21 protein-coding genes are annotated in these 19,761 nt (G+C 58.5%); all 21 read left to right on the top strand.

Annotated features, from left to right (window positions below; all coding sequences use genetic code 11):
* The first annotated feature begins 102 nt into the window (after positions 1 to 102).
* The 21 genes from flhA (at position 103) to C2U40_RS14540 (ending at position 19,759) form a co-directional block, all read left to right on the top strand.
* A complete protein-coding gene (gene flhA / locus C2U40_RS14640; RefSeq protein WP_103827871.1) occupies positions 103 to 2,205 on the top strand; it encodes a flagellar biosynthesis protein FlhA in 2,103 nt (700 codons plus the stop codon).
* A gap of 16 nt (positions 2,206 to 2,221) precedes the next feature.
* Positions 2,222 to 3,643: a flagellar biosynthesis protein FlhF gene (gene flhF / locus C2U40_RS14635; protein WP_103827870.1), complete on the top strand. Its 1,422-nt coding sequence runs from the start codon at positions 2,222 to 2,224 to the stop codon at positions 3,641 to 3,643.
* A gap of 1 nt (position 3,644) precedes the next feature.
* Complete coding sequence (locus C2U40_RS14630; protein WP_010634619.1) at positions 3,645 to 4,520, top strand: MinD/ParA family protein; 876 nt, start codon at positions 3,645 to 3,647, stop codon at positions 4,518 to 4,520.
* The gene (locus tag C2U40_RS14625; protein WP_103827869.1) at positions 4,513 to 5,232 is read left to right on the top strand and encodes an RNA polymerase sigma factor FliA; all 720 of its coding nucleotides are present in this window, start codon (positions 4,513 to 4,515) and stop codon (positions 5,230 to 5,232) included. Before C2U40_RS14630 ends, C2U40_RS14625 begins: the two co-directional genes overlap by 8 nt.
* Before the next feature lie 123 nt (positions 5,233 to 5,355).
* Entirely contained in the window at positions 5,356 to 5,727 is a 372-nt protein-coding gene (gene cheY / locus C2U40_RS14620; protein ID WP_005298814.1) for a chemotaxis response regulator CheY, read from the top strand.
* Positions 5,728 to 5,739: 12 nt separating this feature from the next.
* Positions 5,740 to 6,480 carry a protein phosphatase CheZ gene (locus C2U40_RS14615; RefSeq protein WP_011705289.1) on the top strand — a complete coding sequence of 247 codons (741 nt, stop codon included), beginning with the start codon at positions 5,740 to 5,742 and terminating at the stop codon, positions 6,478 to 6,480.
* Between the two features lie 11 nt (positions 6,481 to 6,491).
* On the top strand, positions 6,492 to 8,681 hold the full coding sequence (locus C2U40_RS14610; RefSeq protein WP_103827868.1) for a chemotaxis protein CheA: 2,190 nt from the start codon (positions 6,492 to 6,494) through the stop codon (positions 8,679 to 8,681).
* 32 nt (positions 8,682 to 8,713) lie between these two features.
* Positions 8,714 to 9,829 (top strand): protein-glutamate methylesterase/protein-glutamine glutaminase, encoded by a 1,116-nt coding sequence (locus C2U40_RS14605; protein ID WP_016350060.1) that lies wholly within the window; start codon positions 8,714 to 8,716, stop codon positions 9,827 to 9,829.
* 2 nt (positions 9,830 to 9,831) lie between these two features.
* On the top strand, positions 9,832 to 10,569 hold the full coding sequence (locus C2U40_RS14600) for a flagellar motor protein (protein WP_024943899.1): 738 nt from the start codon (positions 9,832 to 9,834) through the stop codon (positions 10,567 to 10,569).
* A gap of 2 nt (positions 10,570 to 10,571) precedes the next feature.
* Positions 10,572 to 11,498 (top strand): OmpA family protein, encoded by a 927-nt coding sequence (locus C2U40_RS14595; RefSeq protein WP_103827867.1) that lies wholly within the window; start codon positions 10,572 to 10,574, stop codon positions 11,496 to 11,498.
* Between the two features lie 4 nt (positions 11,499 to 11,502).
* Positions 11,503 to 12,297 (top strand): ParA family protein, encoded by a 795-nt coding sequence (locus tag C2U40_RS14590; protein ID WP_011705294.1) that lies wholly within the window; start codon positions 11,503 to 11,505, stop codon positions 12,295 to 12,297.
* The gene (locus C2U40_RS14585) at positions 12,294 to 13,166 is read left to right on the top strand and encodes a chemotaxis protein CheW (protein ID WP_103827866.1); all 873 of its coding nucleotides are present in this window, start codon (positions 12,294 to 12,296) and stop codon (positions 13,164 to 13,166) included. The genes C2U40_RS14590 and C2U40_RS14585 overlap by 4 nt, the downstream gene beginning before the upstream one ends.
* Before the next feature lie 69 nt (positions 13,167 to 13,235).
* Entirely contained in the window at positions 13,236 to 13,724 is a 489-nt protein-coding gene (locus tag C2U40_RS14580; protein WP_005298836.1) for a chemotaxis protein CheW, read from the top strand.
* An 18-nt stretch (positions 13,725 to 13,742) separates the two neighbouring features.
* The gene (locus C2U40_RS14575; RefSeq protein WP_011705296.1) at positions 13,743 to 14,129 is read left to right on the top strand and encodes a DUF2802 domain-containing protein; all 387 of its coding nucleotides are present in this window, start codon (positions 13,743 to 13,745) and stop codon (positions 14,127 to 14,129) included.
* 154 nt (positions 14,130 to 14,283) lie between these two features.
* Entirely contained in the window at positions 14,284 to 14,919 is a 636-nt protein-coding gene (gene ccmA, locus C2U40_RS14570; protein WP_103827865.1) for a cytochrome c biogenesis heme-transporting ATPase CcmA, read from the top strand.
* Between the two features lie 5 nt (positions 14,920 to 14,924).
* Positions 14,925 to 15,593 carry a heme exporter protein CcmB gene (gene ccmB, locus C2U40_RS14565; protein WP_011705298.1) on the top strand — a complete coding sequence of 223 codons (669 nt, stop codon included), beginning with the start codon at positions 14,925 to 14,927 and terminating at the stop codon, positions 15,591 to 15,593.
* Positions 15,594 to 15,756: 163 nt separating this feature from the next.
* On the top strand, positions 15,757 to 16,497 hold the full coding sequence (locus C2U40_RS14560; protein WP_011705299.1) for a heme ABC transporter permease: 741 nt from the start codon (positions 15,757 to 15,759) through the stop codon (positions 16,495 to 16,497).
* A 2-nt stretch (positions 16,498 to 16,499) separates the two neighbouring features.
* Positions 16,500 to 16,706: a heme exporter protein CcmD gene (ccmD, locus tag C2U40_RS14555; RefSeq protein ID WP_011705300.1), complete on the top strand. Its 207-nt coding sequence runs from the start codon at positions 16,500 to 16,502 to the stop codon at positions 16,704 to 16,706.
* Positions 16,703 to 17,194 carry a cytochrome c maturation protein CcmE gene (ccmE, locus tag C2U40_RS14550; RefSeq protein WP_011705301.1) on the top strand — a complete coding sequence of 164 codons (492 nt, stop codon included), beginning with the start codon at positions 16,703 to 16,705 and terminating at the stop codon, positions 17,192 to 17,194. The genes ccmD and ccmE overlap by 4 nt, the downstream gene beginning before the upstream one ends.
* A gap of 82 nt (positions 17,195 to 17,276) precedes the next feature.
* Positions 17,277 to 19,232 carry a heme lyase CcmF/NrfE family subunit gene (locus C2U40_RS14545; RefSeq protein ID WP_011705302.1) on the top strand — a complete coding sequence of 652 codons (1,956 nt, stop codon included), beginning with the start codon at positions 17,277 to 17,279 and terminating at the stop codon, positions 19,230 to 19,232.
* Positions 19,229 to 19,759, top strand: a complete 531-nt coding sequence (locus C2U40_RS14540; protein WP_005298853.1) for a DsbE family thiol:disulfide interchange protein — start codon at positions 19,229 to 19,231, stop codon at positions 19,757 to 19,759. The genes C2U40_RS14545 and C2U40_RS14540 overlap by 4 nt, the downstream gene beginning before the upstream one ends.
* Positions 19,760 to 19,761: the final 2 nt, after the last annotated feature.

Here is a 19,761-nt window from a genome sequence, read left to right as displayed (position 1 = left end):
TTCTGACACAGTCAAAATAAAATCATTGTATTTCAATGTCTTGTATTATTGGCTTGATGTTTGCTTTAATCTGGCATCAGCGGTTTGAGATTGAGAAAAACGATGAAACTCCAGGCATCATTGGGCCGAATCAAAGAGTACAAGTGGCTGTTGACCAAGGGCCTGGGGACGCCGCTGCTGGTGCTGGCCTCTCTTGGCATGGTGGTGCTGCCCATTCCGCCGCTGATGCTGGATATCCTGTTTTCCTTCAACATCGCGCTCTCCATCGTGGTGCTGCTGGTGGCCGTCTACACCCGCCGTCCGCTCGAATTTGCCGCCTTCCCGACCGTGCTGCTGATAGCGACCCTGCTGCGGCTGGCGCTCAACGTCGCCTCCACCCGGGTGGTGCTGCTGGAAGGCCACAACGGCAGTGCGGCGGCCGGCCACGTGATCGAAGCCTTCGGCAACGTGGTGATCGGCGGCAACTACACGGTCGGCATCATCGTCTTCATGATCCTGATGATCATCAACTTCGTGGTGGTCACCAAGGGTGCGGGCCGGATCTCAGAAGTTAGCGCCCGCTTCACTCTGGATGCCATGCCCGGCAAACAGATGGCCATCGATGCGGACTTGAACGCCGGTCTCATCAATCAGGAAGAGGCCAAGAAGCGCCGCCAGGACGTGACCCAGGAAGCCGACTTCTACGGTTCCATGGACGGTGCCTCGAAATTCGTGAAAGGGGATGCGGTGGCGGGGATCATGATCCTTTTCATCAACATCCTGGGCGGCTTCATCATCGGGATGGTGCAGCACCAGCTCACTTTCAGCGAAGCGGCCCAGATCTATACCCTGCTCGCCATCGGTGACGGTCTGGTGGCCCAGATCCCGTCGCTGCTGCTCTCCATCGCTGCCGCCATCATAGTGACCCGCCAGAACACGGATCAGGACATGGGCACCGCGGTGCTGGGGCAGTTGTTCGACAATCCCAAAGCCCTGATCATCTCAGCCGGTATCCTGCTGATGATGGGCAGCGTGCCCGGCATGCCCCATCTGGCGTTCTTGAGTCTGGGGGCCATCGCCGCTGCCGGTGCCTGGTGGCTGCTGCGCCGCGAAAAACAGCTGGCGGCCAAGGTGGCCAAGGGCGAGCTGATGCCGGCGAGCACGGAGCAGACCCACGAGCAGAAAGACCTGAGCTGGGACGACGTGATGCCGGTGGACATCATCGGGCTGGAGGTGGGCTATCAACTCATCCCGCTGGTGGATCGCAACCAGGGCGGCGAGCTGCTCAACCGGATCAAGGGGGTGCGCAAGAAGCTCTCCCAGGAGCTGGGTTTTCTGGTGCCTGCGGTGCATATCCGCGACAACCTGGATCTCGCCCCGAACCAATATCGCATCACCTTGATGGGAGTCAGTACCGGCGAGGCCAATGTTTACCATGATAAGGAAATGGCCATCAATCCGGGCCAGGTGTTCGGCCAGATCCAGGGGGTTGCGACTCGGGATCCCGCTTTCGGACTGGAGGCGGTGTGGGTTGCCAAGGAGCAGGTCTCCCAGGCGCAGACCCTTGGCTACACAGTGGTGGATACCGCGACCGTGGTGGCCACTCACCTGAGCCAGATCCTCTCCAACCATGCCGCCCTGTTGCTGGGCCATGACGAAGTACAACAGTTGCTCGACATGATTGGGAAGCACCAGAACAAGCTGGTGGAAGGGCTGGTTCCTGAAGTTATCACCATGGGTAACCTGGTGAAGGTATTGCAGAATTTGCTTAATGAAGGCGTGCCAATCCGCGATATGCGCACTATCCTGCAGACCCTGGTGGAATATGCCCCGCGCAGCCAGGATCCGGAAGTGCTGACGGCGGCCTGCCGTATCGCCCTGCGCCGGCTGATCGTGCAGGAGATTGCCGGCCCGGATCCCGAATTGCCGGTGATCACTTTGGCACCGGAATTGGAACGTATATTGCATCAATCCCTGCAGGCAGGGGGTGGTGATGGCGCCGGCATCGAGCCGGGTCTGGCGGAGCGGATGCAACGCTCGCTGGTAGAAGCCACTCAACGACAAGAACTGGAAGGCCAACCGGCCGTGCTTCTGACATCAGGGATACTGCGCAATACCCTGGCGAAATTTGTCAAGAATGCCATTCCTGGATTGCGCGTTCTGTCTTATCAGGAAGTGCCTGATGATAAGCAAATCCGCATCGTCAGTGCGGTAGGACAGAACTAGTTAGCGGAGATGACGGGTGAAGATTAAGCGGTTTTTTGCCAAGGACATGCGAACGGCTCTGGCCGAGGTCAAGGAGACTCTCGGGCCCGATGCCGTCATCATGTCCAACAAGAAGGTCACCGGTGGGGTGGAGATAGTCGCCGCTGTCGATTATCAATCCCAGGTTCCGGGACCCAAAGATGCGCCGGTTCGCCGTCAGTTGAACGATGAGAGCGTCAATATCTCGTCTGCCGGACGGCAGATGGCCCGCCCTGCACCGAGTCCGGCCCAGGAGCAGAACGAACATTATGCCGACACCCTGGCCGCCTTGCTGGCCCGCCAGCAGAAGCTGAACCCGGCCCAGAACGGTCAGGGGGGCCAGAGCGGCGCTCCGTCGGCCGCTACCAGCGGCGCGCCCCGAACTCTGGCCGAACAGGGACAATGGGGAGCAGCTCCCGAGCCCGCCAAACCGAAGGCGAGAGCCGCCACGCCCGGCCGTGCTCCTCAATCCCCCCAGCGGGATCAGGAGATGGAGGGGATGCGCAAGGAGATGGCCAGCATCCGCAAGCTGCTGGAGCACCAGATCTCCGGCCTGATGTGGCAGGAGGTTGAGCGTCGCGAGCCGATGCGTGCCCTGCTCATCAAGGAGCTCAAGAAGATAGGGTTTGACGATGCCTTTGCCGATCAGCTGGCTGGCCTTATCCCCGAGGATATGTCGATCCATCAGGCCATGGCCCAGTTGGCCGAGGTGTTGACGGCCCAGCTCAAGATCAGCGAAGACGAAATTCTGCGGCAGGGTGGGGCGGTTGCCCTGCTCGGGCCGACCGGGGTGGGCAAGACCACCACCATTGCCAAGCTGGCGGCGCGGTTTGCCATGAAGTATGGCGCCGAGCAGGTGGCGCTCATCACCACCGACAACTACCGGATCGGTGCCCATGAACAGCTGCAGACCTATGGTCGCATCATGGGCTGCCCGGTACGGCAGGTGCGGGATGCCGAGGAGCTGGCCAATGCGCTTTATCAGTTCCGTCACCGCCGGCTGGTGCTCATCGATACCGCCGGGGTGGGGCAGCGCGATATCCGGCTGACCGAGCAGCTCGATACCCTGGTCAAGAATGCCAAGGTACGCATCCGCAGCTACCTGGTGATGTCGGCCACTTCCCAGCGTCGGGTGATGCAGGAAGCGGTGGACCATTTCCGGCGTATTCCATTGAGCGGCTGCATACTTACCAAATTGGATGAGAGTCTGAATCTGGGCGAAGTGATTAACGTGTGTATCCAGAATGCGCTGCCTATCAGCTATATCACTGATGGACAAAGGGTTCCGGAAGATATTCAGGTCGCCAATGCGGCACAGCTCGTCGGAGCTGCCATGGGCTCGCTGGAGCGGGAAACAGAAGAACCCTATTTCTGGGGCACAGGCTTTGGCGAGGCCGAAGATTCGGAGTTTTATGAGTAACATGTATATGGATCAGGCGAGTGGTCTGCGCAAAATGCGTCAAAACAATCGAGTAAAAGTGATCGCCGTGTCTGGTGGCAAGGGTGGCGTCGGCAAGACCAACGTGACCCTGAACGTGGCGGGAGCCATGGCCGCCCAGGGCAAACGGGTGATGGTACTGGACGCCGACCTTGGCCTGGCCAACGTGGACGTCATGCTGGGGCTGCGGGTGCATCGCAACCTGTCCCACGTGCTGGCCGGCGAGTGCACCATCGACGACATCATCGTCGAGGGCCCTTACGGCATGATGATAGTGCCGGCCACCTCGGGCACCCAGTCCATGGTCGAGCTCTCGCCGGTGCAACATGCCGAGCTTATTCGCGCTTTCAGCGAGATGAAGACCCAGGTCGACATCCTGCTGGTGGATACGGCGGCCGGCATCTCCGACATGGTGCTGAGCTTCACCCGTGCGGCCCAGGACATCATGGTGGTGGTGTGCGATGAACCGACCTCCATCACGGATGCCTACGCCCTCATCAAGATCCTTTCCAAGGAGCACGGCGTCTTCCGCTTCAAGGTGGTGGCCAACATGGTTCGCTCCTTGCGCGAAGGGCAGGAACTTTACGCCAAGCTGACCCGGGTCACCGACCGTTTCCTGGATACCTCGCTGGAGCTGGTTGCCTGCGTCCCCTATGACACCAATTTGCGAGCCGCCGTGCGCAAGCAGAAGCTGATTGTCGAAGCCTTCCCCAAGTCCCCGGCCGCGCTGGCGTTCAGAGCGCTGGCCAACAAGGCGGCAAGCTGGCCCATTCCTAACCAACCCGGTGGTCATCTCGAATTTTTCCTGGAAAATTTGCTGCAAAAGCCGGTCATAGCACAGGAAGGTTCCCGTGAATAAAGCCCAAGCGTACTTGCGTCATCAGGATTCCTATGTGCTGGTCGAGCGTCATGCTCCGCTGGTGAAACGGATCGCCCAGCATTTGTTGGCTCGCCTGCCAAGCAGTGTCTTGCTGGATGACCTGATCCAGGCAGGTATGATTGGATTGCTCGAAGCCTCCCGCAATTTTGACGGCAGCAAGGGGGCGAGCTTTGAAACCTACGCCGGGATCCGCATCCGCGGTTCCATGCTCGACGAGATCCGGCGGGGGGACTGGGTGCCGCGCTCGGTGCACCGCAACAGCCGCACCATCGCCGAAGCCATCGAAAATGTTGAACAAGCCCATGGCCGTGATGCTCGCGATAGCGAAGTCGCCGCCCAGATGGGAGTCAGCCTCGGTGAGTATCACGCCATGCTGCAGGATGTCTCCTGCGGCAAGATCATCGGCATCGAAGATCTTGGCGTCAGCGAGGATGTCATTGGCCACCCCGATGACGAGCCGGGCAGCAACGGGTTTGATGAACTGGCCGCCGAGCGTTTTCAAGGAGCGCTGGCCGAACACATCGGCCGCCTGCCGGAGCGGGAAGCGCTGGTGCTCTCCCTTTACTACGATGAAGAACTGAACTTGCGTGAAATAGGCGAGATATTGAACGTCAGCGAGTCTCGCGTGAGCCAGATACACAGTCAGGCGATGCACAGATTACGCGCGCGTTTAAGAGATTGGCATGTATAAGTGTTTGTACTGGCTACACTGAAACAAAACTCTAAGGCATAATCCGCAAAACAAAACCTGCGATCTGCATCATGTAAGTGAGCCGCTCTGGCGGCTATTTAGGAGGGAATTTTGGACAAGAACATGAAAATCCTCATTGTTGACGATTTTTCAACGATGCGCCGGATTATCAAGAACTTGCTGCGTGACTTGGGATTCAACAACACCCACGAAGCAGACGATGGCAACACGGCCTTGCCAATGTTGAAAAACGGTGATTTTCAATTTGTCGTGACCGACTGGAACATGCCTGGCATGCAAGGCATCGACCTGCTCAAGGCTATTCGTGTCGATGACAAACTCAAACACCTGCCGGTGCTGATGGTGACTGCCGAAGCGAAACGCGAGCAGATCATTGAAGCTGCCCAGGCCGGCGTCAATGGCTATATCGTCAAGCCTTTCACTGCTGCAACGCTCAAAGAGAAACTCGACAAAATCTTTGAACGAATCGGCTAAGGAGCAGCAGGGATGAAGGCCAAAACGAGTGCAATGATTTCGCTCGATCAGGCAAGGATGCTTGTTGCCCATCTTGAGCAAGGTGAATTTGAACAGGCCGACACGCTCATCGCCGATGCGTGTGCTCCCAATGCGGCGGCCCTGTTTGACAAAGTGGGTCAGTTGACCCGACAACTGCATGATTCCCTACAAGATTTTCGGCTAGATCCCCGGATCCCCGATCTGGCCACCCATGAAATTCCCGATGCGCGGGAGCGACTCAGTTATGTCATCGACATGACGGACAAGGCTGCCAATCGCACCATGGATGCCGTGGAAGCCAGTCTACCGATTGCCGATCGACTAAATGACAATATTCAGCTTGTTCTGCCCAACTGGAATGCCCTGATGAGCAGAGAGATGAGTGTTGGGCAGTTCAAGTCTTTATGTCACCAACTGGATGATTTCATTAAGGCTTCTGAATCTGATGCCGATAAATTACGGCAACTGCTGACAGAAATCCTGATGGCGCAAGATTTTCAGGATTTGACCGGCCAGATGATCCGCAAGGTCATCAAGTTGGTTCAGGAAGTTGAAACTAAATTAATAGAAATGCTGACTATGTTTGGTGAGGCATCTGCTGAGCATTCTTCTCGCAGCCTTCCTGTAAGCGGGATTGAAGCTGAAGGCCCCATCATGAACCCTGAGACTCGTTCCGATGTGGTCAATGGTCAGGATGATGTGGACGATCTGCTGTCTAGCCTGGGATTTTAATGGAGTGACGCATGGCCTTCGAAGTTGATGAAGACATACTGCAAGACTTTTTGGTCGAAGCATCCGAAATATTGGAACAGTTGTCTGAACAACTGGTCGACTTGGAAAAGCGACCCGATGACAAGAATCTGTTGAATGCCATATTTCGCGGCTTCCATACCGTCAAAGGCGGTGCCGGCTTTCTCTCGCTGACCGAGTTGGTGGATGTTTGTCACGGTGCCGAAAACGTGTTCGATATCTTGCGCAATGGCAAGCGGACCGTTACCGCCGAGTTGATGGATGTCATTTTGCAGGCGCTGGATGCCATCAATGTGATGTTTGCCCAGGTGCAGAATCGCGAGCCACCAAGCCCGGCTTCCGCTGAAATCCTGCACGACCTGCATGAGCTCTGCAAGCCTGAAGGGGAAGAGCAGCTGTTGACCGCTTCTGCGGGTGGCAATGTGGCGTCCGAAGAGATGGCTCCTGCCGTTGAAGAGGTCGTCGAGGTGGCCGCAGCTATCCCGGAACCTGTCGCCGATCCCGTCCCCGCGTCTTCCGTCGTCAGCGGTGGGGGATCCATCGACGAGATCTCCGCCGATGAGTTCGAACGCCTGCTCGATGAACTGCATGGGGTGGGAGGCGCACCGACTGCTGCCACTAGCCCGGTGGTGGCAAGCTCTGGTGATATTACCGATGATGAATTCGAGGCTCTGCTCGATCAGTTGCATGGTCAGGGCCAACATGGCGGTGCCCCCGAAAGCAATCCATTGAAATCAGTACAAAAAGAAGTCGATGAACTGATCGATGACGATGAATTCGAGCGTCTGCTGGATGAACTGCACGGTCGTGGCCAAGGGCCGCAAACCAGTATTACGCCGCCAGCAGCGCCTGTGCAGACCGCGGTAGCTCCCGCAGCCGCTACGCCAGCTCCGGCAGCCAAGCCGGCCCCAGCCCCCGTTGCCGCCAAACCGGCTGCAGCACCGGCAAAACCTGCACCAGCCCCTGCGCCAGCCAAGCAACCGTCTCCCGCTCCTGCAGACAACGCAGTGCAAAGCGATACCACTGTTCGGGTGGATACCAAGACGCTGGACGTCATCATGAACATGGTGGGTGAGCTGGTATTGGTGCGTAACCGTCTGGTCAGCCTTGGTATTGCCAGCAACGATGAAGACATGTCAAAAGCGGTTGCCAACCTGGATGTGGTGACGGCAGATCTGCAGGGTGCGGTCATGAAAACCCGCATGCAGCCCATCAAGAAAGTGTTTGGTCGCTTCCCGCGCGTCGTTCGTGATCTGGCTCGTACCCTCAAGAAAGAAATTGAGCTGGTGATGGTCGGGGAAGAGACGGATCTGGACAAGAACCTGGTTGAAGCGCTGGCGGATCCGCTGGTTCACTTGGTGCGCAACTCCTGTGACCATGGGGTTGAAATGCCGGATGTCCGTGAAAAAGCAGGCAAACCACGGCAGGGTACCATTACCCTGAGTGCTTCCCAGCAGGGCGATCATATCTTGCTGTGCATCGAAGATGATGGGGCAGGTATGGATCCCGAGAAGCTCAAGTCCATCGCCATCAGCCGTGGCGTGCTGGATGCCGATACGGCGGCGCGGATGAGCGATAACGATGCCTACAATCTGATCTTTGCTCCCGGTTTTTCTACCAAGTCCGAGATCTCGGATATCTCCGGCCGTGGTGTCGGGATGGACGTGGTGAAGACCAGTATCGTCAGCCTCAATGGCTCGGTGCATATCGATTCGACCTGGGGTAAGGGCACCCGTCTTGAAATCAAGGTGCCGCTGACCCTGGCCATTCTGCCGACCCTGATGGTGGAAGTGGGTGAGCAGACCTTCGCGCTGCCGCTGGGCTGCGTGAACGAGATTTTCCACTTGGACCTCAAGAAGGCCAACATGGTGGATGGCCAGCTCACCATCATAGTGCGCGAAAAAGCCATCCCGCTCTTCTATCTGTACAACTGGCTGGTCAGGGGCAAGCACAAGAAGTCACGGCAAGATACGGGTCATGTGGTCATCGTGCAGATTGGCACGCAGCAGATCGGTTTTGTCGTGGATAACCTGATTGGCCAGGAAGAAGTGGTGATCAAGCCGCTGGACAGCCTGTTGCAAGGTACCCCAGGCATGGCGGGAGCCACCATCACCAGCGATGGCGGTATTGCACTCATTCTGGATGTGCCGAGTCTGCTCAAGGCGTATGCCCGTAGACATTGATAGCCCAGGCCCAAGGAGTTAGAAAAATAACAATGGCAGTCAAGGTATTAGTTGTCGACGATTCGAGCTTCTTCCGTCGTCGGGTCAGCGAGATCATTACTCAGGATCCCATGCTGACGGTGATCGATACGGCTCAAAATGGACGTGAGGCCGTGGACAAGGCGATCCAGCTGCGCCCGGATGTGATCACCATGGACATCGAGATGCCTGTGATGGATGGCATCAGCGCCGTACGCGAGATCATGGCCAAGTGTCCGACTCCGATCCTGATGTTCTCCTCTTTGACTCATGAAGGGGCCAAGGCGACGCTGGATGCGCTGGATGCCGGGGCGCTCGATTTCCTGCCCAAGAAATTTGAAGATATTGCCCGTGACAAGGATGAGGCCGTTCGCCTGTTGCAGCAGCGAGTCAAGGAGATTTCTCGCAAGCGTTTCCTGATGGCAGCACCTGCTCGTCCCAAAGCGCCTGAGCCTGCCGCCCGTTCCCCGCTAGGCAGCCCAATCGCCCGGCCAGCAGAGCGTCAGGCCGAGCCGCCGCGAGCCATGCCTGCGGCAGCCTTCAAACGCAGTGGCAAGAGCTATCAGCTGGTGGCCATCGGTACCTCGACGGGTGGCCCGGTTGCGCTGCAGAACGTGTTGACCAAATTACCCGGTGATTTCCCTCATCCCATCTTGTTGATCCAGCATATGCCGGCAACCTTTACCGCTGCGTTTGCCGCTCGCCTCAACGGTCTGTGCCAGATCGGGGTCAAGGAAGCGGAAGATGGCGATGTGCTCAAACCTGGTCATGCTTACCTGGCTCCGGGCGGCAAGCAGATGCTGCTGGAAGGGCGTGGTGCGGGTGCCCGTATCCGGATTGTCGATGGCAATGACAAGGTGAATTACAAGCCATGTGTCGACATCACCTTTGCCTCTGCCGCCAAAACCTATGCCGACAAGGTGCTCGCCATCGTGTTGACCGGAATGGGGGCAGATGGTCGGGATGGTGCGCGTCTGCTCAAGGAGCAGGGCTCTACTATCTGGGCACAGGATGAAGCCTCCTGCGTGGTATATGGCATGCCGCAAGCGGTTGCCAAAGCCGGCATCGCCACGGAATCACTGCCGCTGGATCGGGTTGCACAACGAATCCTGGTTGAGCTGGGCCGCTAACGATGGGCATGTTCGGCCTTATCCTGGCACTGGGAGCCATCGCCATTGCCCAGTTATGGCATGGCGGCAACCTGCTCACCCTGCTTGATGGGCCTGCTTTCGTCATTGTGGTGGGGGGAACCTGGGGGGCGGTCATTTTGCAGACGCCACGCAAGTTTCTGCTGGAAGCGATAAGACAGACCCGTTGGATGCTGTTGCCTCCCGCCTGGGATCTGGTCGCCCAAGCTGAACGATTGCAAGCCTGGGCCGTGTTTGCACGCCAACAGGGGTTGCTGGCACTGGAAAATCAGGCCGATCAGGAGAGCGACGAATTTACCCGGCAGGGGCTCACCATGATAGTGGACGGGGTGTCGATAGATGATATTCGCATGTTGCTGGAAGCGGATATCGACATCGAGCAGGAGCGAAACGAACACTCCGCCAGAGTCTTTGAAGCCATGGGGGGTTACAGTCCGACCATAGGTATCATCGGTGCCGTGATTGGACTTATCCAGGCCATGTTTCATCTGGAAGAGCCCGCCTCGCTGGGTGCCGGTATCGCCGTTGCGTTTGTCGCCACTATTTACGGGGTTGGCTTTGCCAACCTGTTATACCTGCCGATTGCCAACCGGTTGCGGGCTTTTCACTATCATTACGCCCTGTTTCAGGAGATGACACTGGAAGGCTTGATGGCAATCGCCCATGGCGAAAATGGTCCTCAGGTTGAACGGCGGTTGAAGGCTTATCTGAAGGGAGAATAGCCATGCGCAAGCGCTACCGTTTGCATCTGCAAGGTCGGGAACATCTCGATCGCTGGCTGGTTTCCTACGCCGATTACATGACGCTGATCTTTGCCCTGTTCGTGGTGCTCTATTCGGTGGCACTGGTCAACAAGGACAAGTATCGCGCGGTCATCGATGGCATGACCCAGGCATTCAACGTCATGCAGCCACGCAGCGACGGTTTGCTGGAAGGGCAGGGAAAGTCGTTGTTGAACAACGAGGTATCTGCCGCCTCCTCGGTTCTGGAGAGCGCCACAGCCCGCTCACCCTCTTTGGCTCCCATCTCAGGTGTTCCCATCGCGCAAGATGGTATGACTCTTGCGAAGATCGATACGCAATTGCAGGAGAGCATGGGTTCTCTGGTCGATGCCGGGGTAGTTAAGTTAACGCTCAATGACAACTGGTTGACCGTCGAGCTGAGCTCAGGTCTGTTGTTCGGCAGTGGCAGCGCCTTCATGAGTACCAATGCCGATCCCGTGCTAAATACTCTTTCAAGTATTCTGAAGCAGGTCGATAACTATGTAAGAGTGCGCGGTTATACCGATAACCAGCAGATAAATAATGAAATTTTTCGTTCCAACTGGACGTTGTCTGCGGCAAGGGCGGAAGCCGTGCTCACCGCGCTCATCGCCAAAGGGATAGCGCCGCAGCGGTTGGCCTATGAAGCTTACGGGGAGTTTTCTCCCTTCACGGATAACAGTACCGAGCAGGGGCGCTTACAGAATCGTAAGGTGGTGGTCGCTATTTCCAAGTTCGCCTGGGTGCCACCTGCTCCGGTATCAACTCCCCCGGTGCAGCCTGTAACGGAGACGCAAGTGCCGGCAGTGCAACAGGCGGTCGAGGCAGGAGAGGTCAAGGTGATCACGCTGCCAGGTGGTGGCATACGCATAACAACGAGGCAGGATTGATACAGTGATTGTTTGGACGGTTGCCAACCAAAAGGGTGGGGTCGGTAAAACCACCACAGTGGTCTCGCTGGCCGGTATTCTGGCCCAGCGCGGCCAGCGGGTGCTGTTGATTGACACCGACCCTCATGCCTCCCTGACCTCTTATCTCGATTTTGATTCCGACCGGCTGGATGGCACTCTTTATGAGCTGTTTCAGGCGGTCAAACCAACGGCAGAGCTCGTCAATAAACTGACGCTGCGCACCAAGTTTGACAACATTCATCTGCTGCCCGCGTCAATCACCTTGGCGACCCTGGATCGGGTAATGGGCAACCGTGAGGGGATGGGGCTGGTGCTCAAACGAGCGTTGCTGCGCATTCAGGATCAGTACGATTACGTGCTGATCGACTGCCCGCCCGTCTTGGGGGTCATGATGGTCAATGCGCTGGCGGCGTGTGACCGGATCCTGGTGCCGGTGCAGACCGAGTTTCTGGCGCTCAAAGGGCTGGAGCGGATGATGAAGACGTTTGAAATCATGCAGCGCTCCAAGCGGGAGAAGTTCCGCTATACCGTCATTCCCACCATGTTTGACAAGCGAACCCGTGCCTCGTTGATGACTCTGCAGTCCATCAAGGAGCAGCACGGCAATGCGGTATGGAATGCCGTCATACCCATAGATACCAAGTTCCGGGATGCCAGTTTGCTTCACATTCCCCCCTCCATCTATTCGCCGAGCAGCCGTGGCACCTATGCCTATGAGACCCTGCTCAACTATCTTGATGCGCAAGAGCGTCAGCGTGCTCATGAGGTGACATCATGAGAGATACCACCCAAGTTCGGGCCATGGATGATTACTTCCACTCCCTGTTGCTGGATGATGCGCTGTTGCTGGATTCGTCTGACGAGCCGGACTCTGCCCCCGTCATCCAATTGCAGCGTCAGCCCCAGCCGGTTGCCGATAAGGTGGCGCAACCTTATCTGGAAGCGGATCAACGGTTGGAGCAGTTGAGTGAATTGCTGGCTCAGGTCGGTCAGGTGCAGTTTGAAATCGACGCGCTGAGTCATGAAGAGGTCGTCAGCGAGCCGCTCCAGATTGAGGCAGAAGATGCCCTGCTGCCCGTCGAGCCAGTCTGGCCCGAGGTGATGCCCGAGCCCGCAGCTGCGGATCCTGCCACGCTGGTGGTGACGGAGACCGAAGTTGCATTTGCGCCACAGGAGGAGGTTGCCCCCTCCACCTGGGAGAATATCGATACCGGCAAGGAGTTCCAGGCGCTGTTCTTTGAGGTTGCCGGTGTCACCTTTGCGGTGCCGTTGACCGAGCTTGGCGGCATTCATCAACTGGGAGAGGTGAGCACCCTGTTTGGTCAGCCAGGCTGGTACAAGGGGATCATGACTTCCCGCGAACAGAAGATGAACGTGGTGGACACGGCGCAGTGGGTCATGCCCGGCCAGCATCTGGAAGTGCCTGATTATAAGTATTTGATCATGTTGGGTGAATCTCCCTGGGGACTTGCCTGCCATCATCTTAAGGGAACGGAGTTATTGCATCGTGACCAGGTCAAATGGCGCCATCAGGAGGGCAAACGCCCCTGGCTGGCGGGCATGGTCAAGGAGAAGATGTGTGCCCTGCTGCACGTGAAGGAATTGCTCCTGTTGCTGGAGCGCGGGGTCAACATAGAAGGTCGCTGATAACTTCTGCACTCGGGCTGTTTTATTGCTAGTTTTACCAGTAGACGTTTTCATAAAAGGAATAAAAACATGACAGAAAAGCGCAATATTGCACAGAATCTGGCCGAAGATGAAGTGCTGCAATGGGTCACCTTCCAGCTGGAAAATGAAACCTACGGCATCAACGTGATGCAGGTGCAGGAGGTGCTGCGCTACACCGAGATCGCCCCTGTGCCCGGTGCACCCGAGTATGTACTGGGCATCATCAACCTGCGCGGCAATGTGGTGACCGTCATCGATACCCGTTCCCGTTTCGGCCTGCCCTCCGGCGATGTGAGTGAGAACTCGCGTATCGTCATCATCGAGGCGGAGAAGCAGGTGATCGGCATCATGGTCGACAGCGTGGCCGAGGTGGTTTATCTGCGCTCCTCCGAGATCGACGCGGCTCCGGCGGTGGGTACCGAAGAGAGTGCCAAGTTCATTCAGGGTGTCAGCAACCGCGATGGTCAGCTGTTGATCCTGGTCGATCTGAACAAGCTGCTCTCCGATGAAGAGTGGGAAGATATCGGTTCCCTCTGATAGGAAGATAATGTGTTGATGATTGAAATTGCCGCCTTGGGGTTGTCCTTGCTGGCGTTGGTGCTGGCCCTGTATGGGGTGATCGGCAGCCGACGTGGCCAGCGAGAGTCCGAGGCCAGGGTGGAGACGCTGCAAGGGCAGCTCGAGAGCCTGCGCAAGCAGATGATGGAGCTGCATACCGGGGCCATCGGCATGGGCCAGCGTCTGCAGTCCGTCGAAGGGGCTATGCAGCAGATCAACGATCGCCAGCAGGAGCTGACCCTGCAGGATCCGGAACGTCGCTTGTACAGCCGCGCCGCCAAGATGGTGGAACTCGGTGCCGACCTCGATGAGGTCATGAACGAATGTGAATTGCCTAAGGCCGAGGCTGAATTGTTGATTTCATTGCGAAAAGGCCGCTCATGAATGCTCGGGAAGGCATCCGCCTTCCTGATTTTCCTCCCCTCTCTTCAAGGCGGGATCTCCCCCACAAATCCTGCTGATAATTGGCATCTTTGAAAAGACGCTTCCCGATACTGTGTTAATATGCAGGCCGCTTCTTTTCACTGATTACATCCTCATGCTGCTTCAAATTCACAATCTGAGCTGCGTGCGTGAAGATCGCACTCTGTTTGAACATCTCTCCTTTGCGGTGGCTCCCGGTGATCTGGTGCAAATTGAAGGCCCCAACGGGGTAGGGAAGACCAGCCTGCTGCGCTTGCTGACCGGCTTGTCCCAACCATTCGCCGGTGAAGTGTGCTGGAATGGCGAAAATATCCGCAGTTGCCGCGATGAATATCACGCCAATCTGCTCTATCTCGGTCATCAGCCTGGCGTCAAGGCTGCCCTGACACCGCTCGAAAACCTCGCTTTCTACCAGAAACTGCATCATGCGGCCGATACCAGCGTGGATCTGTGGCGGGTACTGGCCCAGGTCGGTCTGGCCGGGTTTGAAGACAACCTAACCGGCCAGCTCTCTGCCGGCCAGCAGCGCCGTGTCGCGCTGGCCCGCCTGTGGCTCAGCGACAAGCCGGCGCTCTGGATCTTGGATGAGCCGTTTACCGCCATCGACAAGCAGGGGGTGAAGGTGCTGGAGCGGCTGTTCCTGACCCACGCCGAACGAGGGGGCATGGTGATCCTCACCACCCATCAGGACATGACCCTGATGCAGGGACGGTTGAAGACCCTCTCTCTCACACCCTTGCTGCAGGAGTAGTTCTGATGTTGCGCGCCGTAATGCACCTGATCCACCGCGAGTTGTTGATGGCCTTGCGCCAGCGCTCCGACATCCTCAATCCGCTCTGGTTTTTCCTCATCGTCATCACTTTGTTTCCGTTAGGGATCGGCCCCGAGCCCAAGCTGCTGGCCCGCATCGCTCCCGGCATCATCTGGGTTGCTGCCCTGCTGGCGGCCATGCTGTCGCTGGAGCGGCTGTTTCGCGACGATTTTGGCGACGGTGCGCTGGAGCAGATGATGTTGATGCCCCATCCGCTGGGCTTGCTGGCGCTGGCCAAAGTGATCGCTCACTGGTTGCTGACCGGGCTGCCGCTGCTGCTCATCTCCCCGCTGCTCGCCATTCTGCTGTCACTGGACATGAACACCTATCTGGCGGTGGTCGCCACCTTGGCGCTGGGAACGCCCGTGCTGAGCTTGCTCGGGGCGGTCGGCGTTGCCCTGACGGTCGGTTTGCGCAAGGGGGGGGTACTGCTCAGCCTGCTGATCCTGCCGCTCTATATTCCGGTACTGATTTTTGCCACCTCTGCCATCGATGCGGCGGGGATGGGGCTGCCCTATTCGGGGCAGCTGGCGATTCTGGGGGCCATGCTGGCCGGTGCGTTGACCCTGACCCCGCTGGCGGTCTCGGCGGCGCTGCGAGTCAGCGTGAATTGACGAAAGCGTCTGAAAAAGTGGCCATGGAAGGGCCGTTATAAAAAATATAATTGAGATAGATCAAGAGGATGGCTGCTTATTGCTTTCGGGGGATGTGATGTTTTCCGGCAGTGGGTATGGTAGGCCTCGCCACGATATTAATAACAGAAAGGTTTTGTGAGCTATGTGGAAATGGTTGCACCCTTACGCTAAACCCGAGCGCGCGTACCAGCTGGCAGGGACCCTGCTGCCCTGGTTTGCCGTGACAAGCCTGCTGGCATTCATCATCGGCACCCTCTGGGGGCTGGCCTTTGCACCTGCGGATTATCAGCAGGGCGACTCCTTCCGGATCATCTACATCCATGTTCCGGCCGCCATTCTCTCCATGGGGGCCTACTCCACCATGGCGGTGGCTGCCTTCATCGGTCTGGTGTGGCAGTTGCGGATGGCGGACATGACGGTGGCCGCGGTCGCGCCGGTCGGCGCCGTGTTCACCTTCATCGCACTGTTTACCGGCGCCGCCTGGGGCAAACCCATGTGGGGCACCTGGTGGGTGTGGGATGCGCGGCTCACGTCCGAGCTGATCCTGCTGTTCCTCTACCTCGGTGTCATCGCTCTCTACAACGCCTTCAGCGACAAGGTGCTGGCCGGTCGCGCCGCCGGCATCCTGGCGCTGGTGGGGGTGATCAACCTGCCCATCATCCATTACTCAGTGGAGTGGTGGAACACCCTGCACCAGGGCGCCAGCATCACCAAGTTTGACAAGCCTTCCATCTCCCCCGAGATGCTGTGGCCGCTGCTCATCATGATCCTGGCCTTTGCCGCTTTCCTCGGGGCCCTCTCCCTGATGCGTTTTCGAAACGAGCTCTTGATGCGGGAGTGGCACCGCCCCTGGGTCAAAGAGATAGCCGAGCAGGAGAAGTAAGCATGCACTTTGCCTCATTCAGTGACTTTCTGGCGATGGGCGGTTACGCCTTCTACGTCTGGCTCTCTTTCGGTCTGACCCTGCTCTGCCTGGTCGGCATCGTCATTTCCACCCGTATGAAAACCCGCGCCCTGCTCGGTGAACTACGCAACAAGCAGGCGCGCGAGGCCCGCCGCAAGGCGGCCCAGCAGATGGAGAACACCCTATGAACCCGAGACGCAAGAAACGCCTCACCATCATCCTGGCGATCAGTGCCGGGCTTGCCGCGGTGATCGGCCTGGTGCTCTATGCCCTCAGCCAGAACATCGATCTCTTCTACACCCCGAGCGAGCTGGTGGAGGGCAAGGGCCCGGACAAGATCAAGCCGGAAGAAGGACAGCGCCTGCGTATCGGCGGTCTGGTGGTACCTGGCTCGGTACAGCGGGATCCCCAGAGCCTCAAGGTGGCCTTCAAGCTGGTGGACAACGGCGGGCATCTGGTGACCGTCGAGTTTGACGGCATCCTGCCGGACCTGTTCCGCGAGGGGCAGGGCATCGTCGCCCAGGGCACCCTCAAGGATGCCACCACGGTCGCCGCCTTCGAGGTGCTGGCCAAGCACGATGAGAACTACATGCCGCCGGAAGTGGCCGATGCCACCAACGGCATGCACTTCAAGCCGGAATATACCGAGGCGCAGCTGAAGGGGAGCAAGCAATGATCCCGGCAGCATTCGCACTGTTTTCACCTTTTCAAGCCGGTTTACAGGTTCGTGCTGCGGCTCATTTGAAAGGAGTTCAGCCATGATCCCTGAATTGGGACAGTTTTCACTGATCCTGGCCTTTGCCACCGCCCTGCTGCTGGGCAGCTATCCGCTGCTCGGGGCCAAATGGGGGCGCCTTGGCATGATGTCGGCGGCCCGCCCGCTGGCCTATGCCCAGTTCCTGCTGCTGTTGCTGTCGTTCCTGTGCCTGACCTGGGCCTTTATCGACAACGACTTTACCGTGCAGTACGTGGCCACCAACTCCAACAGCCTGCTGCCGCTGGCCTATCGCATCTCCGCGGTGTGGGGCGCCCACGAGGGTTCCCTGCTGCTGTGGGTGCTGACCCTGGGAGGCTGGACTGCGGCCGTCGCCATGTTCAGCCGTCGCCTGCCGCTCGACGCGGTGGCGCGGGTGCTCGGCGTGCTCGGCCTCATCTCGGTCGGTTTTACCGCCTTCGTGCTGTTTACCTCCGACCCCTTCATCCGCACCTTGCCCTACTTCCCGGTGGATGGGCGCGACCTCAACCCGCTGTTGCAGGATCCCGGCCTCATTTTCCACCCGCCGATGCTCTACATGGGCTATGTGGGCTTCTCGGTGGCCTTTGCCTTTGCCATCGCGTCCTTGATGACCGGTCGGCTCGATGCCACCTGGGCGCGCTGGTCGCGTCCCTGGACCATGGCGGCCTGGGTCTTCCTCACCCTGGGTATCGTGCTGGGCTCCTGGTGGGCTTATTACGAGCTCGGCTGGGGCGGCTGGTGGTTCTGGGATCCGGTAGAAAACGCCTCCTTCATGCCCTGGCTGGCGGGTACCGCCCTGCTGCACTCGCTGGCGGTGAGTGAAAAACGTGCCACCTTCAAGGCCTGGACCGTGCTGCTGGCGCTCTCCGCCTTCTCCCTGAGCCTGCTGGGTACCTTCCTGGTGCGCTCCGGCGTGCTGGTGTCGGTGCATGCGTTTGCCTCCGACCCGACCCGCGGTCTGTTCATTCTGGGCTTCCTGCTGGCGGTAATCGGTTCATCCTTGCTGCTGTTTGCCTTCAAGGGCTCCCAGGTGAGAAGCCACGGCAAGCACGAGTTGTGGAGCCGCGAGACCCTGCTGCTGTGCAACAACATCATGCTGGTGGCGGGTCTGCTGACCGTGCTGCTCGGCACCCTGCTGCCGCTGGTGCACAAGGAGCTGGGGCTGGGCAGCATCTCCATCGGTACTCCCTTCTTCAACCACATCTACAGCTGGCTGATCATTCCGTTCGCCCTGTTGCTGGGGGTCGGCCCGCTGTTTCGCTGGCGCCGCCAGGAGCTGGGCGAGCTCAAGGGCAAGGTGGTGCTGGCGCTGGTATTGAGCCTGGCCGCCGCCATCTTGCTGCCGCTGCTGCTGGCCGAGGAGTTCAAGCCCTGGGCTGCGCTCGGTATCGGGCTTGGTGCCTGGATCATAGTGACCAGCGTGCAGGAGACCTGGGTGCGTGCCACCCACAAGCACAGCTTCGCCGTCGGCGTGCGCCGCCTTGGCAACAGCCACTGGGCGATGATCCTGGGTCACGTGGGCCTTGCGGTGAGCATCATCGGCATCGCCTGTACCCAGAACTACAGCATCGAGAAGGATCTGCGGATGCAGGCCGGCGATCGGGTCCAGTTTGCCGACTACGAGTTTGTCTTCACCGGTATCAAGGAGAAGAACGGCCCCAACTACGACGGCTTCAAGGGCGTGCTGGAAGTGCACAAGGACGGCAAGCAGGTCGCCCTGCTCAAGCCGGAGAAACGCATGTACAAGGTGACCCGGATGCCGATGACCGAGGCGGCCATCGATGCCGGCTTCACCCGGGATCTCTACGCGGCGCTCGGCGAGCAGCTCGACAGCGGCGCCTGGGCGGTGCGGATCTACTACAAACCCTTCGTGCGCTGGATCTGGTTCGGCGGCGTCTTCATGGCCATCGGCGGCGTGCTGGCGATGCTGGACAAGCGCTACCGTTTCGGTCGCCGTGACGAGGAGGCCAAGGCATGAGCAAGAAGACCTGGTTGTTTCTGATCCCCTTCATCGTGTTTCTGCTGGGGGCCGTGTTTTTGTTCAAGGGGCTCTACTCCGATCCCACCAAGCTCGAGTCCGTGATGGTGGGCAAGGAAGTGCCCGTGTTCACCCTGCAGGACATCTACGACCTCAATAAGCAGCATGACAGGAGCATCCTCAAGGGGCGCCCCATGCTGCTCAACGTCTGGGCCACCTGGTGCCCGACCTGCTATGGGGAGCACACCTACCTCAAGCAGCTGGCGGGGCAGGGGATCTACATCGTCGGCATGAACTACAAGGATGAGCGGGCCAAGGCCATCAACTGGCTGGCGGAGCTCGGCAATCCCTACCAGATCAATCTTTATGATCCCGACGGCATGTTGGGGCTGGATCTGGGGGTCTACGGCGCGCCGGAGACCTTCTTCATCGACAGTCAGGGCATCATTCGCTATCGCCACGTGGGGGACGTCAACCCCGAGGTGTGGGCCAGCACCCTCAAACCCATCTATGACGCCATGAAGTGAGG

It is taken from the genome of Aeromonas sp. ASNIH4, assembly GCF_002934425.1.
Taxonomy (GTDB): domain Bacteria; phylum Pseudomonadota; class Gammaproteobacteria; order Enterobacterales; family Aeromonadaceae; genus Aeromonas; species Aeromonas hydrophila.
Note: the sequence above shows the minus strand (reverse complement) of the source record. Positions and strands in the feature narration are given on the sequence as shown.